We start from the raw sequence: 13,939 nt of genomic DNA, 5'->3' as shown, positions 1-13,939 counted from the left end.
TGTGGAGAATTGGCGCAATCAGGCCGTTCCGTGAAGCAGGAACCCGCCGAAGCGACTACACAGGGGCTTGCCCTTGTGTAGCGCCGTAGGAATCTCCGGCATTCATGCCGGGGAGGATGTCAAACCCATTCCACCCATTCCAATCGGATCAGGGTGCCATGGTTGCCTGATCGAAGGGTCAGGATCAAGCCCAATTCTGCAGCGCGTCGCCTCAAATTGGTCAGGCCTCGTCCGGTTTTTAGGGACTGAGGGTCGAAACCGATTCCATCATCCCGGATTTCCAAGAAAGAATCCGTGAGAATGAAATTTACATGATGCGCCTGGCTGTGTTTGGCCACGTTATTGAATATTTCCTGGATCATTCGGATCAATTGTACGTGGCGGGAAGGGCTGGGGTTTGGCAGTTGAGGAGGGGCAGTGACTTGCCAGTGAAGGGTGATATTACAGGCATCCATGGCGAGATCGAGGCGTTCACGCACGCTGGCGATCAAGAGAGACAAATCTCCGTTTTTATCGTCAATGGAGTCGACCATGAGACGCAAATCATCCAGGGCGGTACGCAGGGTTTTTTGCAAGGCATGAGTGGTTTGGGGCATTCGGTCGATGAGCGCCAGTGCGCTGATCAGGTAGCCTCCCAATCCGTCATGCAAGTCGCGCAGAATGCGTTCCCGTTCGTCCAGCAGCGCATTATGGGTGAGTAAGGCGTGACGTTCCTCGTAACTGGAGGCCAAGGCCTGGGATTTTTCTTCGATTTGTTGATTCAGATTCGAATTCAGCAGGATGTACCGGTTAAGGGTGCGATCAAAACGCAGAATGACCAGAAAGGTGATGACCAGTCCCATGGAGGAGGCGGCCCAATAGGCATAGTAATTGGGAAGGTGCCTGTGGGGGAAGATCATCTGGTCCAGGTCATGAACGCCTATGCCGGCCAGTACCGACAAAACGAGAAGCAGGAGAAGGGATTCGATCCTGTGCCCTGTGTTGCGGTGCCGGATGACCAGATAAAACAGATAGGGGGAAATGAGTGCATAACTGGCCCCCATGTATCCAAAGAGTTTTAGATAGTACGCTGGGCCAGTCCAGGCGATCAGAAAAGGGATGATCAGGGTGTACGCACCGGCCCAGCGTTCCAGGAGGGGGTGTTCGACCCGAACAAAGCGGTGGATAATCAGCAGGATGATATAAGAAAACCCCATGGCAAGGGTATAGATGAACCATAACCAGAGGCTGTGCTGTACGGGCACTTCCGTCAGGAAAAATGAGGAGGTATAGATGCCGCTACATAAACTTCCCAGGGCAAGCATGAGATAAAGCGGTTCTGCGCGATGATGTTTCCAGAGGAGAAATAAACCCAGAGACAGAGAGATGTTCAGTACGCAGACCGTGATGGGGGCTGTCACCTCGAACATGGAGCGTCGTTCATAGCGCGGAGTAAGTTCGGTAGCCAGGCCGATTTGCACGTTTTCCAGGCCGGACATCTCATTGGGGTAGCCCAGTATGGCGATGGAGATGATGTTGTTCCCTGGGTGTAACAGGCCGCCGGGGATGGAAAAAAGCAGGGGACGGAAACTGTTGAGAGAAATTGGCTCGATCAGACGACCGCCGCTACCCACCAAAACTCCGTTGGCAAAAACTTCAGCATTGGCGCTCAGTCGGGGTAAGTAGATGCCCCAAAGATCGTGACTTGGATGATCAAGAAAAAAGGTGAATCGATACCATCCGGTTCCCCCTTGACCAGGGTGGCTTATATTCCAGTTATCGGGGAGAGTGACCGGGTTCCAACGCCCGAGTTCCTCCGCGGGCGGAGAATTTTCTGAAGAAAAGATGAAGTATCCTTGCGTTAACGTGGATACGGCGGCCTGGACCGGAAAGTGGAAAGGGAGGAAGCAGAGAAGAAACAGTAGGCGCAGGACATTCCTGAGGGGGATAGGTTCGCGCCACGGTTTATGGGTTTTTGCCGTGTGCAGGGAGAGGGGATTGGCAGGGAGGAGGATCACGCCACAATGACTTCAAGAAAGATGAGGCTGTTGTCATTTCCAAGGGCAGGATGGAACGGTGGTGCTGATGAGAGGAGTCGAACCCCCGACCTACTGATTACGAATCAGTTGCTCTACCAACTGAGCTACATCAGCACTTAAACCATGTATTATACCGGATTCTGGGTACGTAATGAATCTTCTTAAATCTCTCGCCCAAACCAGCAGCATGACGTTGCTCTCACGCATCCTTGGCTTTCTGCGCGATGTGGTGGTGGCGCACGCCTTTGGCGCGGCGGGTGAAACAGATGCTTTCGTGGTGGCTTTTCGGCTCCCCAACCTGTTGCGTCGCCTGTTTGCCGAAGGGGCTTTCTCACAAGCCTTCGTTCCCTTGCTGGCGGCCCAACGAGCCAAACATGGGGATGCGGGCGCGCGGCATTTGGTGGATCATGTGGCGAGCGTTCTGGTGGTGACCTTGTTGGTGACGACGCTGCTGGGTGTGCTTTTTGCTCCGCAGATCGTATGGGTGACGGCCCCGGGCTTTCGCCAGAATTTGGCCAAATTTGCGCTGACCACCCAATTATTGCGCATCACCTTCCCCTATATCTTTTTCATTGCCCTGGTGGCTTTGTCCGCCGGGATTCTCAATACCTGGAATCGTTTCTGGGTGCCGGCCATTACCCCCGTATGGTTGAATATTGCTTTCCTGTTTTTTGTACTGGCACTGTCCCGGTTCTTTACCCCACCCATTGCAGCCCTGGCTTGGGGCGCCCTTGCCGGCGGCGTGTTGCAACTTCTCTTTCAGTGGCCCTTTCTGCGTCAGTTGCAGATGGTTCCGCGCTGGCGTTGGGATCCCTTTGATCCCAGGGTACGGCGGGTATTGAAATTAATGGGACCGGCAGTGATCGGGGTATCGGTGGGGCAGATCAGTTTGTTGTTGAGTACCCTGTTTTCATCCTACTTGCCCACCGGCAGTATTTCCTGGTTATTTTACGCCGATCGCCTCATGGAGTTTCCCACGGGATTGCTGGGGGCAGCCTTGGGTACGATCCTGTTGCCCAGTTTGGCTCGTACCCATGCGATAGACGACCGGGTGGGTTATTCGGCCTTGCTGGACTGGGGGTTGCGACTGACCTTGATGTTGACGTTGCCCGCTGCATTGGCACTGGCTTTGATCGGGGTCCCTCTGGTTTCAACCTTGTTCATGCGCGGGGCCTTTGGTCCGCACGACGTCCTGCAGGTCAATCTGGCGCTGCTGGCCTACAGTCTGGGGTTGATGGGGCTGATCAGCATCAAGATTCTGGCCCCCGGGTTTTATGCCCGTCAGGATATCAAGACCCCAGTCAAGATTGCCCTGTTGATCCTGGTGCTCACCCAGGGGATGAACGCTCTGTTCATCGGCCCCCTGCATCATGCCGGTCTGGCCTTGGCGACCAGTCTGGGTGCCTGTGGCAATGCGGGTTTGTTGTATTGGGGGCTGCGCCAGCGCGGCGTATATCTTCCGGGGGCGGGTTGGTCCGGGTTTTTGCTGAAAATAGGGGTGGCGCTGGGGGTGATGGGGGCGGTGCTCTGGATCGGACAGGGAGCGGAATCTTTCTGGTTGACGGCTTCTTTTGGTGCCCGGTTAAGGCATTTGATCCCACTGATGATGGGGGCCGGAGGCAGCTATTTTGCGACCCTGTGGGGTCTGGGATTTCGGTTACGCGATTTTTCCCGGCACACTGTGCCACAGGCCAAGAGCCAAACCGAGCAGTAACAGGGAGAGTCCGGCGCGGGTGACCTTTTCAGGTAAATGATGGTTGAGTCGGGTGCCTGCCCAAAGCCCTGGGAGAGATCCTGCCAGGAGCGCAGCCAGCAAGGTTCCATCCACATGTCCCAAACGCAGATGTCCCAAGCCGGCCAGTAAGGTCAGCGGTACCGCATGGGCCAGTTCCGTAGCGACAATGGTGGAAAAACTGAAACTGGGGTAGAGAACCAGCAGTAGTGCCGTCCCCAGTGCACCCCCTCCTACTGAAGAAAGCGTGACGAGAATACCGATAAAAAACCCCAGCACCGGAGTCCAGATTCGTGCGTACGGAGTGTCTGTGGGTTTGGGCAGGGCGCGCCGTTTCCAAAGGGCCAGGGTGGTGAGAGCCAGGGCCACGGCCAATCCCTGGCGTAACATTTGATCCAGCAGGGGACTGGCGGGAATCCGCTGTAAAATCCAGAGGGTGAGTCCGCTGCCCGGCAAACTGCCCACCAGCAGCCAACCCGCCGTACGCCAGGATACATTTCCATGGCGCTGGTGACAGGCAACAGCTCCGGCCTTGGTCAACGCTGCATAAAGCAGGTCGGTTCCAATGGCCGTTGCGGGGGGGATGCCAAAGCCCATGACCAGCAGGGGAGTCATGAGAGATCCTCCTCCGATTCCGGTCATTCCGATCAGTAGCCCCCCCGCAGCGCCGGACAGGATGAAATTGACGAGCATGCCAGCGGGTTCCCCGAGTGTGTGAGAAGAGTCTGAAACAGAGCATACCTGAGGTGTTATAGAAAACTAAGTAATAAGTTATTGTATGTACCTAACCAATGATTATAATGAGCTCTGGGCCTGGGGTGGGAGGAAGTCTCGTGAAATTACAGCAATTACGCTATCTGGTGGAAGTGGTGGAGGCGGGATTGAACGTGTCCCAGGCGGCGGACAATCTGTTCACTTCCCAACCCGGTGTGAGCAAGCAGATTCGTTTGCTCGAAGATGAGTTGGGCGTGGAGATTTTCGTGCGCAATGGCAAGCGGGTGGTGAGCATTACCCCGGCGGGACAAGAAATCCTGACCTTGGCGCGCCGGGTCTTGCTGGAGGCCCGCAACCTCAAGACGGCAGGGCAGGAGTTCAGTCGTCAACGGGCGGGTCAACTGACCGTTGCCACCACCCATACTCAGGCGCGGTATGTGCTACCTCCCGTGATTGTGCAGTTTGCACAGCGTTATCCCGAGGTCAAGTTGGTGCTTCATCAAGGGAATCCTCTGCATGTGGCTCAAGAAGTCGTGGCGGGACGGGCGGATCTGGCCATTGCCACGGAAGGATTGGACCTGTTTCCTGATTTGCGCATCCTGCCCTGTTACCAGTGGAACCGCATCCTGGTGGCCAAGCCCGACCATCCCTTGTTGGCCTTGGAACATTTGACTCTGGAGGCATTGGCTCAGTATCCCATGATCACGTATGACCATGCCTTCACGGGACGCGCTCGAATCAATCAGGCCTTCGAGCGCCAAGGGCTATCGCCCAATGTGGTGCTGACGGCTCTGGATGCGGATGTGATCAAGACTTATGTGCGCGTGGGAATGGGGGTGGGAGTCATCGCGGCCATGGCCTACGACCAGAACCTGGATCGCGATTTGAGAGCGCGGGATATGGCTCATCTGTTTGAGCCCAGTTTGACCCGTATCGCCCTGCGGGCAGGAACCTACCTGCGAGGTTTTGTCTATGACTTCATACAACTTTTTGCGCCTGCGCTGGATCGCACCCGAGTCGAGAATGCCCTGGCCGCACCGGCTCCCAACCCTGAAGACGAGAGTTCCTGAGGTGGGAAGGCTCATGATAGAATCGTACCTTTTGAATTGACCCATGAAACGTATCGCCATCGATCATTTGCCCGTAGGGACCGTGGGTACGGCCCTGACTCTGGGCAATTTCGACGGCGTTCATCGGGGTCATCAGGCCATGCTCGAATATTTGGTGAAGGAAGCGGGCGTGCGTGGGCTGGTTCCCATGGTATTGACCTTCGAACCCTATCCCCGGGAGTTTTTTGAGGGGACTTCAGCCCCGCCTCGCCTGACTTCCCTGACCCGCAAGTATCTGTGGATGAAGCAGATGGGAGTGGACCAGATGCGGGTATTGCGCTTCAATGGAGCGTTGGCTGCCCTGTCTGCTGCCGATTTCGTACGCCGTGTATTGGTGCAGGGATTTTCGGCACGCTGGGTATTGGTGGGGGATGATTTCCGCTTTGGAGCCCGCCGTCAGGGAGATTTCCCTCTTTTGCGCGAACTGGGCCAGACCCTGGGTTTTGAATGTGCGTCATTGCAGAGCGTGCAGATGGCGGGCGAGCGTATTTCGAGCAGTGCCATTCGTGCCTGTTTGGGGGCGGGCGATCTGGCGCGAGCCGCGACCTTGCTGGGTCGTCCCTTTTCTTTGGTGGGGCGGGTAGGGTATGGCCATCAGTTGGGGCGTACTCTGGGGTTTCCCACCTTGAATCTGGCCTTGCGACATCGCCCTCCCTTGGCAGGGGTATTCGTGGTGGAAGTATGTGGTCCCACCCCTCACCCTTTGTCCGGGGTTGCCAGTCTGGGGCATCGCCCCACGGTGAATCCCCTGGATGCCCCATTGCTGGAAGTCCACCTGTTTGATTTCGACCAGACGATCTACGGGCAACGGGTGGAAGTGCGCTTTTTGCATAAATTGCGCGATGAACGGCATTTTGCAAATACGAATCAACTGGTGGCACAGATGCATGCGGACGCCGCAGCGGCCCGTGCCTACTTTGCTCAGTCACTCATTCAGGATGCGTCATGACCGATTACAAGGACACTCTCAATTTACCGGAAACTTCGTTTCCCATGCGTGCCGATCTGGCTCGACGGGAGCCGCGCTGGCTGGAAGCATGGCAGCAACAGAAACGCTATTGGCAATTGCGGGACCATTGCCAGGGGAGACCCCGCTTCATTCTGCATGATGGTCCTCCCTATGCCAACGGTAACATCCACATCGGTCATGCCGTCAACAAGATTCTCAAGGATATGATCGTCAAGAGTCGCACGCTGTCCGGTTTTGATGCACCCTACGTGCCGGGCTGGGACTGTCATGGTCTGCCCATCGAACTGCAAGTGGAAAAGGAGCATGGACGCCATCTTCCCCCCGCCCGTTTTCGCGAACTTTGCCGGGCCTATGCCACCACCCAGGTGAACCAGCAGAAAGCCGATTTCATCCGTCTGGGGGTAATGGCGGATTGGGAACAGCCCTATCTCACCATGAACCCGGAAACGGAAGCGGGCATTCTTCGAACCTTGGTCAAGATCTGGGAAGCCGGGTATCTGAAACCCGGTCTCAAACCCGTCAACTGGTGCCCGGAATGTGGTTCGGCCCTGGCGGAAGCTGAAGTGGAATATGAGGAACGCACTTCACCGGCCATCGATGTGGCTTTTCTGGTGCAGGATGAAGAGGGGTTGGCCCGCTGTTTTGGTATGAATTCCTTGCCGGGGCCTGCTTTTGCCGTAATCTGGACCACTACCCCCTGGACTTTGCCGGCCAATCAGGCGGTGGCGGTGCATCCGGAACTGGCCTACGAGCTGGTGCAAACGACGCGCGGACTGCTGCTCCTGCAGGAAAGTCTGCGGGCGGGCGCACTCCTGCGCTATGGACTGGAGGCGCAGCAGGTATGGGGGCCGGTCAAGGGGGCCCATCTTGAACATCTTTCGCTGCAACACCCCCTGGCGGAACGTACTGTTCCTCTGGTCTGTGGCGATCACGTAACCGTGGAGGCAGGAACCGGGTTGGTTCATACGGCACCGGCTCATGGCGTGGAAGATCATCAGGTGGGTTTGCGCTATCAGTTGAGTGTGGATCATTTGATGGATGACCGCGCCGTCTTTCTGCCCGAGGTGCCTTTGGTGGGCGGACTCAAGGTCTGGGCAGCCAATGCGGTGCTGGTGGAAGCCTTGGCGGAACGGGAACGGCTGCTTGCCCATGTCCCCCTTCAACACAGTTATCCCCATTGTTGGCGTCACAAGACTCCCATCATCTTTCGGGCTACGCCGCAGTGGTTTATCGTCATGGATACGCCGGGTGCACAGCAACCTGCACTGCGCCCTCTCAGCCAGAAGGCGGTGGCGGAAACTCGTTTTTATCCCGCCTGGGGACGTGCCCGTTTGTCCGCCATGATCGATAATCGGCCGGATTGGTGTGTATCGCGCCAGCGCGCCTGGGGGGTCCCCATCCCGTTTTTTGTCCATCGCCAGACAGGAGCCTTGCACCCGGAGACTTCAGCCTTGGCGGAAAAAGTTGCTTTGGCCGTGGAGACGAAGGGAATCGAAGCCTGGTTCGGTACGCCAACCGAAGCATGGTTGGGCGCGGAGGCCGAAGCGTATCGCCCTTTGACGGATACGCTGGATGTCTGGTTCGATTCTGGTTCGACCCATGGGACCGTCTTGGGCCAACGCCCCGAACTGGGTTTCCCGGCAGATCTGTACCTCGAGGGCTCGGACCAGCATCGGGGCTGGTTTCAATCTTCGCTCCTGACCAGCGTAGCCCTGAACGGGCATGCGCCTTACCGGGCTTTGTTGACCCATGGCTTCGTGGTGGATGGACAGGGGCGCAAGATGAGCAAATCCTTGGGCAATGTGGTGGTGCCGCAGACCGTGATGAAAGAGTTGGGGGCGGATAACCTGCGCCTCTGGGTGGCCAGTACGGATTACTCGGGAGAATTGTGTTTGTCCAAGGAGATTCTCGACCGGGTGGTGGAAGCCTACCGCCGTTTACGGAATACCCTGCGCTTTTTGCTTGCCAACCTGGCGGATTTCGATCCTCAGCGGGATGCCCTGGCAACGGAGTCCTGGCTCACCCTCGATCGTTATGCCTTGGCTCTGACCCGTGAAGTGGAAGGAATCGTTCGGAACGGGTATGAACAGAATGAGTTTCATCAGGTTACCCAACGTTTGCTGACTTTCTGTTCTGAGGATCTGGGGGCCTTTTATCTGGATATTCTGAAGGACCGGCTCTATACCGCAGGAAAGGAGTCCCGTTCCCGGCGCGCGGCGCAGAATGCCCTCTGGCATATCACCCAGGCGCTGACGCGCTGGCTGGCTCCCATTCTGACCTTTACGGCGGAGGAGGTCTGGGCGACCCTGCAGGGCAAGACTCCGGAAACGGCCTCTTCCGTATTTCTGGAACAATGGCATGTACTGCCGGAGTTGAGTGGGGAAAGGGAGTTGCGTTCCCGTTGGGATCAGTTGCGCGCTTTGCGCGAACAGGTCAGAAAACATCTGGAACCCCTCCGTGCTGCCGGCACCTTGGGTTCTTCTCTTCAGGCAGAGGTGACGCTGCACGCCCAGGGTGCCCCTTTGCAGGCTTTGCAGGCCCTGGGCGACGATCTGCGTTTCCTGTTCATCACGTCGCAGGCCAGGGTGGTGGTGGATGCAGGGTCGGACCGGCCTGAAGGCACCCTTTCTCTGGAGGTGCCTGGGGCAGAGGGAACCTGGCAGGTGGGACTGCAGATTGCCTTGACGCAGGGCACCAAATGTCCCCGTTGCTGGCATTATCGTTCGGTGCGGGGAACCTTGCCCGAACATCCGGATCTTTGTGACCGCTGTACCTGCAACTTGTTTGGGGCAGGAGAGGAGCGCCGGCATGCGTAGTCTGGGATTGGGCTGGCTGCTCGCTCTGGGGGTGGTGGCGGTGGACCAGGTCAGCAAGGCCTGGGTGCGCGGACATCTGGTACCCGGGCAGGTGGTACGGGTGACGGACTGGTTCAACTGGGTGCTGGCCTTTAATCAGGGTGCGGCGTTCAGTTTTTTGGCTACGTCAGGGGGGTGGCAGAAGGGATTGTTCAGTGCCATCGCCGTGCTTGCCATTGTCGTCCTCAGTATTTTGATCTGGCGCCATGCCACGGAGCGCTGGTTTTGTACCGGACTGGCGCTGATCATGGGGGGCGCCCTGGGGAATCTGGTGGACCGTCTGGGGGCGGGAGAGGTTACTGATTTCGTGCAATGGCATGTGGGGCAACATTACTGGCCGGCGTTCAACGGGGCAGATTCGGCCATTACGGTGGGCGTGGTCATGCTATTGCTGGAGGGGCGAGGCAAACATGCTTCTGCCAAATCCGGAGACAATTCGGGAGGGCCTGTGGCATGAGCGAGCAATCACCGTTTTTTGTGGTCCTGGCCAATCCCCGTGGTTTTTGTGCAGGGGTGGATCGGGCCATCGAAATCGTGGAGCGGGCCCTCCAACGTTTCGGTCCGCCCATCTATGTGCGGCATGAGGTGGTGCATAATCGTTTTGTGGTGGAAAATTTGCGTCGCCAAGGGGCGGTTTTCGTGGATGAGTTGGCTCAGGTCCCCACGGGCTCCACGGTGGTTTTCAGTGCCCATGGCGTTTCCATGGCGGTGCGGGAGGAAGCAAAGGTGCGCGGATTGCATGTGTTCGACGCTACCTGTCCGTTGGTCACCAAGGTACATACCGAAGTATCCCGTTTACATGCGGCCGGTCAGGAAATCGTCATGATCGGCCATCGTGGGCACCCCGAGGTGGAAGGAACGCTGGGTCAGGCTCCCGACCACATCTATCTGGTGGAAACTCCGGAGGATGTGGAAAATTTGAAGGTTAATCATCCGGAACGACTGGCCTACGTCACCCAGACCACCCTATCGGTGGATGATGCCCAGCGCGTGATCCATGCCCTGCGCCTTCGTTATCCAGCCATCCAGGGCCCGCGCAAGGACGACATCTGCTATGCCACGCAGAATCGCCAGGATGCCGTCAAGGTCTTGACCCGGAGCGCGGACCTGGTCATCGTGGTGGGTTCCCCCACCAGTTCCAATTCGAATCGCTTGCGCGAAGTAGCCCTCCATCGCGGGATCGAAGCCTATATGGTAGACCGTGCCGATGATCTGGATCCGGCCTGGCTGGTGGGAAAACAGCGCGTGGGAGTTACGGCCGGGGCCTCTGCCCCCGCCGTTTTGGTCCAGGAAGTGGTGGATCGACTGAAGCAACTGGGGGCGCAGGGAATTCAGGAACTGGAGGGGACGCCGGAGCGGGTGGTTTTTCCTCTACCCAAGGCTCTGGCATGATTCAAGCCGGTCTTTCTTCCCGAGAGGTCTGCGGCGCACCAGGAGAATCAGCAATCTCTAATTGAACGCAGCAATGGGGCGCATGCGAATGACGATGTCCAGTCCTTCCTGGCGCATGCCGGGAGGGAGAGGCGGAAGCCCGACGATTTGCAGGTCAGGCGCTTCGATGTCATACAGTTCCCCTTTTTCGACGTCAAAGAGATGGGGGTGAGAGTCCATGAACGTATCGTAGAAAATCCGTTCCGGATCGACTACCACCCGCCGGACCAGACCTTTCTTTTCGAACAGGTTGAGCGTGTTGTAAATGGTGGCCTTGGAAACTTCCCCATGGGTCAGATTGACCTGGCTGAGTAACTGGTCCGCCGAAACATGCTGGCGTCGGGAAAATAGTGCCTGGGCAATGACCAGGCGCTGATGGGTGGGGATGATGTCGAAAGTCCGCAAGCGATCCACCAATTCAGCGCGATCGGGTACCATACTCACTTTCTTCTCCTTCCCTATATTAGATCCTGTCTCGACTATACCCTATCCCCTTGCCAATTTCAATTTCCCTTGCTTTTTTTCTTTTTATGGGATTGATAATCCTTGGTCAACAGGTTAGAATCCAAGGTTTCCGTTAATGTTAATGTTGCGTGACGGTATTCCCCGTCCACCAGAGGTGATTCAAAATGGCCAATTCCGCTCAAGCCGAAAAACGTGCCCGTCAGGCCCAAGCCCAGCGCTCGCACAACATGTCCCTGCGTTCTACTTTACGTACCGCCATCAAGAAGGTACGCAAGGCCGTTTTGGAGGGGGACAAGACCGCTGCACAGACCGTATTTCAAGTGGCCACTTCCACCATTGACCGTATCGCTGACAAGAAAATCATTCACAAGAATTCTGCGGCACGCACCAAAAGCCGGTTGTCCGCCGCGATCAAGGGAATGAGTGCCTGATTTTCCTTAGGTTTCTGATTGAAGGGTTGACTCCCTAAGGCGGCGGTAGGCATATCGCCGCCGTTTTTGTTTTATCGCTTTCTTGAATGGGAGAGTGCATGGACCATTTGCTTAATACCTATGCGCGGTTGCCCGTGGCTTTCACCCATGGTCGGGGAGTTTGGCTGTGGGATGAAGAAGGGCGCGTTTATCTGGATGCTTTGGCAGGCATTGCCGTCAATGGACTGGGTCATGGGCACCCTCATCTGGTGCGCGCGATTGCCGATCAGGCCGGTCAGTTGATCCATACCTCGAATGTTTATCGCGTGTTGCGCCAAGAGCAGTTGGCGGAACGGTTATGCCGTATTGCCGGGATGGACGGGGTTTTTTTCTGCAACTCGGGGGCAGAAGCCAACGAAGCCGCCATCAAACTGGCGCGTCTGTACGGACATCAGCGCGGTATCGAGTTGCCCACCCTCATCGTCATGGAAAAAGCCTGGCATGGACGTACCATTGCCACCCTTTCGGCCACCGGCAGCCGGAAGGCTCAGGCTGGGTTTGAACCGTTGGTGTCCGGTTTCGTGCGCGTTCCTTACAATGATCTGGAGGCCGTGGCGGCAGTGGCCGAGCGTAATTCCAATGTGGTGGCCGTTTTGCTTGAACCCATTCAGGGGGAGGGGGGCATCCATGTGGCGGATCACGCCTACCAGCAGGGTTTGAAGCGGCTGTGTGAAGAACGCCAGTGGCTGTATATGGTGGATGAGGTCCAAACGGGTATCGGTCGGACCGGTGATTGGTTTGCCACCCAACAGGCCGGGGTTTCTCCCGATGTCCTGATTCTGGCCAAGGGCCTGGGTTCCGGCGTCCCCATTGGCGCGTGTCTGGCGCGCGGGAAAGCGGCTGAGGTGTTCAAACCCGGAAATCACGGCACGACCTTCGGGGGCGGGCCCCTGGTGTGCGCTGCTGCCCTGGCGACCCTGGAGATCATGGAATCCGAAGGATTGCTGGCCAATGCACGGGAACGGGGAGAACAATTGCGTGCCGGACTGGAAACGGCACTGGCTTCGGTAGCGGGAGTTGTGGCGATTCGAGGACAGGGGCTGATGGTGGGCATCGAACTGGATCGGCCCTGTGGCGCCTTGGTCACCTTGGCTCTGGAGAAGGGATTATTGATCAATGTTACCTCGGACAAAGTCATCCGTCTGCTTCCGCCGCTGATCATCACGAAAGCAGAAATCGAACGGTTGCTGTCGGATTTGATTCCCTTGGTACGGCAGTTTTTGGAGGGGGCATGAAGCATTTTCTTCAGTTCAAGGATTTTACCCAAGAAGAATTTGACTATCTCTTTCAGCGTACCCGCCACCTCAAGGCACTTTTCAAGTCCTACACCATCTATCATCCCCTCAAGGACCGCATGTTGGCCATGGTGTTCGAGAAGCACAGCACGCGTACACGGGTGTCCTTCGAAGCAGGGATTCATCAGTTGGGTGGTTCAGCCATCAACCTGACCACAGGGGAAACCCAGTTGGGCCGGGGCGAACCCATTGAAGATGTGGCACGGGTGGTGTCGCGCATGGTGGATATCGTCATGATCCGCACTTTCGATCAGTCCATCATCGAACGCTTTGCGGTGCATTCCCGGGTTCCCGTCATCAACGGGCTGACCAATCAATATCATCCCTGCCAGATCATGGCAGATATCTTCACCTTCATGGAGCAGCGCGGTTCTCTGGCAGGCAAGACCGTGGCCTGGGTGGGGGATGGCAACAACATGTGCGCCACCTGGTTACAGGCGGCGGCCTTGTTTGGATTTCAGTTGCATGTGTCGACCCCCCACGGTTATGCCTTGGAAACCCAGGCAGCCACATCCGAAGAATTGGCCCATCTGAGTGTTTTTGCTGATCCCATGAATGCGGTGCGGGGCGCACATCTGGTGACCACGGATGTTTGGACCAGCATGGGCTATGAAGCTGAAAGCGAAGTGCGGCGTGAAGTCTTTGCGGATTTCCGGGTGGATGAGGAAATGATGGGTCAGGCCCATCCCGAAGCTCTGTTCATGCATTGCCTGCCGGCCCATCGGGGCGAAGAAGTGTCCGCCGGGGTATTGGAAGGGGTGCAGAGTGTGGTGTGGGATGAGGCGGAAAATCGTCTGCACGTGCAGAAGGCGTTGATGGAATATCTGCTTCTGGGTCGTCTGGAAACGACATGATTCACGGCAATGATTGACAAGGAAAG

Annotated in this window: 12 protein-coding genes and 1 tRNA gene; 9 read left to right on the top strand and 4 right to left on the bottom strand. The window is 57.0% G+C overall.

All coding sequences use genetic code 11. The features are described 5' to 3' along the window. Nucleotides 1–119: 119 nt before the first annotated feature. Nucleotides 120–1,997, bottom strand: coding sequence for a sensor histidine kinase (locus IV91_RS0103285; protein WP_031595996.1), 1,878 nt, complete (start codon nucleotides 1,995–1,997; stop codon nucleotides 120–122). A gap of 59 nt (nucleotides 1,998–2,056) precedes the next feature. Further along, nucleotides 2,057–2,132: transfer RNA gene (locus IV91_RS0103280), tRNA-Thr, on the bottom strand. 37 nt (nucleotides 2,133–2,169) lie between these two features. On the opposite strand from IV91_RS0103280, the gene murJ reads away from it, so the two are divergent. After that, nucleotides 2,170–3,732, top strand: coding sequence for a murein biosynthesis integral membrane protein MurJ (gene murJ / locus IV91_RS0103275; protein WP_031595994.1), 1,563 nt, complete (start codon nucleotides 2,170–2,172; stop codon nucleotides 3,730–3,732). Here the strand turns inward: murJ and IV91_RS0103270 are convergent. Further along, nucleotides 3,676–4,443, bottom strand: coding sequence for a sulfite exporter TauE/SafE family protein (locus IV91_RS0103270; RefSeq protein ID WP_031595993.1), 768 nt, complete (start codon nucleotides 4,441–4,443; stop codon nucleotides 3,676–3,678). The two genes, murJ and IV91_RS0103270, sit on opposite strands and share 57 nt — an antisense overlap. 140 nt (nucleotides 4,444–4,583) lie before the next feature. Between IV91_RS0103270 and cysB the strand changes: the two genes are divergently transcribed. From cysB to ispH, 5 genes are read left to right on the top strand one after another with little or no spacing between them, the layout of a single operon-like run. After that, nucleotides 4,584–5,534, top strand: a complete 951-nt coding sequence (gene cysB / locus IV91_RS0103265; RefSeq protein WP_031595989.1) for an HTH-type transcriptional regulator CysB — start codon at nucleotides 4,584–4,586, stop codon at nucleotides 5,532–5,534. A 43-nt stretch (nucleotides 5,535–5,577) separates the two neighbouring features. Beyond that, complete coding sequence (locus IV91_RS0103260) at nucleotides 5,578–6,522, top strand: bifunctional riboflavin kinase/FAD synthetase (protein ID WP_051861949.1); 945 nt, start codon at nucleotides 5,578–5,580, stop codon at nucleotides 6,520–6,522. Further along, complete coding sequence (gene ileS / locus IV91_RS0103255) at nucleotides 6,519–9,359, top strand: isoleucine--tRNA ligase (protein ID WP_031595985.1); 2,841 nt, start codon at nucleotides 6,519–6,521, stop codon at nucleotides 9,357–9,359. The genes IV91_RS0103260 and ileS overlap by 4 nt, the downstream gene beginning before the upstream one ends. After that, nucleotides 9,352–9,855 carry a signal peptidase II gene (lspA, locus tag IV91_RS0103250; RefSeq protein WP_035417051.1) on the top strand — a complete coding sequence of 168 codons (504 nt, stop codon included), beginning with the start codon at nucleotides 9,352–9,354 and terminating at the stop codon, nucleotides 9,853–9,855. The genes ileS and lspA overlap by 8 nt, the downstream gene beginning before the upstream one ends. Then, nucleotides 9,852–10,790 (top strand): 4-hydroxy-3-methylbut-2-enyl diphosphate reductase, encoded by a 939-nt coding sequence (gene ispH, locus IV91_RS0103245; RefSeq protein WP_031595983.1) that lies wholly within the window; start codon nucleotides 9,852–9,854, stop codon nucleotides 10,788–10,790. The genes lspA and ispH overlap by 4 nt, the downstream gene beginning before the upstream one ends. 57 nt (nucleotides 10,791–10,847) lie before the next feature. On the opposite strand, the gene IV91_RS0103240 is transcribed toward ispH, so the two are convergent. Further along, nucleotides 10,848–11,267, bottom strand: a complete 420-nt coding sequence (locus IV91_RS0103240; protein WP_031595982.1) for a Fur family transcriptional regulator — start codon at nucleotides 11,265–11,267, stop codon at nucleotides 10,848–10,850. A gap of 191 nt (nucleotides 11,268–11,458) precedes the next feature. Here IV91_RS0103240 and rpsT point away from each other — a divergent pair, with 191 nt between their 5' ends. The 3 genes from rpsT to argF all read left to right on the top strand — a co-directional run bounded on the left by rpsT (nucleotide 11,459) and on the right by argF (nucleotide 13,913). Further along, nucleotides 11,459–11,725, top strand: a complete 267-nt coding sequence (gene rpsT, locus IV91_RS0103235; RefSeq protein WP_031595981.1) for a 30S ribosomal protein S20 — start codon at nucleotides 11,459–11,461, stop codon at nucleotides 11,723–11,725. A gap of 98 nt (nucleotides 11,726–11,823) precedes the next feature. Continuing rightward, nucleotides 11,824–12,999 (top strand): aspartate aminotransferase family protein, encoded by a 1,176-nt coding sequence (locus IV91_RS0103230; RefSeq protein ID WP_031595980.1) that lies wholly within the window; start codon nucleotides 11,824–11,826, stop codon nucleotides 12,997–12,999. Beyond that, complete coding sequence (gene argF / locus IV91_RS0103225; protein ID WP_031595979.1) at nucleotides 12,996–13,913, top strand: ornithine carbamoyltransferase; 918 nt, start codon at nucleotides 12,996–12,998, stop codon at nucleotides 13,911–13,913. Before IV91_RS0103230 ends, argF begins: the two co-directional genes overlap by 4 nt. Nucleotides 13,914–13,939: the final 26 nt, after the last annotated feature.

Source organism: Ferrovum myxofaciens, assembly GCF_000735045.1.
GTDB classification, from domain to species: Bacteria; Pseudomonadota; Gammaproteobacteria; order Burkholderiales; family Ferrovaceae; genus Ferrovum; species Ferrovum myxofaciens.
The sequence above is the reverse complement of the archived record's forward strand: the minus strand, read 5'-3'. Positions and strand labels throughout refer to the sequence as shown.

Bases quoted from the DNA above. Each gene is read 5' to 3' on its own strand.
- murJ (WP_031595994.1), top strand. From the start codon at position 2,170: ATGAATCTTCTTAAATCTCTCGCCCAAACCAGCAGCATGACGTTGCTC.
- IV91_RS0103270 (WP_031595993.1), bottom strand. From the start codon at position 4,443: ATGCTCGTCAATTTCATCCTGTCCGGCGCTGCGGGGGGGCTACTGATC.
- IV91_RS0103260 (WP_051861949.1), top strand. From the start codon at position 5,578: ATGAAACGTATCGCCATCGATCATTTGCCCGTAGGGACCGTGGGTACG.
- ileS (WP_031595985.1), top strand. From the start codon at position 6,519: ATGACCGATTACAAGGACACTCTCAATTTACCGGAAACTTCGTTTCCC.
- lspA (WP_035417051.1), top strand. From the start codon at position 9,352: ATGCGTAGTCTGGGATTGGGCTGGCTGCTCGCTCTGGGGGTGGTGGCG.
- ispH (WP_031595983.1), top strand. From the start codon at position 9,852: ATGAGCGAGCAATCACCGTTTTTTGTGGTCCTGGCCAATCCCCGTGGT.
- IV91_RS0103240 (WP_031595982.1), bottom strand. From the start codon at position 11,267: ATGGTACCCGATCGCGCTGAATTGGTGGATCGCTTGCGGACTTTCGAC.
- rpsT (WP_031595981.1), top strand. From the start codon at position 11,459: ATGGCCAATTCCGCTCAAGCCGAAAAACGTGCCCGTCAGGCCCAAGCC.
- IV91_RS0103230 (WP_031595980.1), top strand. From the start codon at position 11,824: ATGGACCATTTGCTTAATACCTATGCGCGGTTGCCCGTGGCTTTCACC.
- argF (WP_031595979.1), top strand. From the start codon at position 12,996: ATGAAGCATTTTCTTCAGTTCAAGGATTTTACCCAAGAAGAATTTGAC.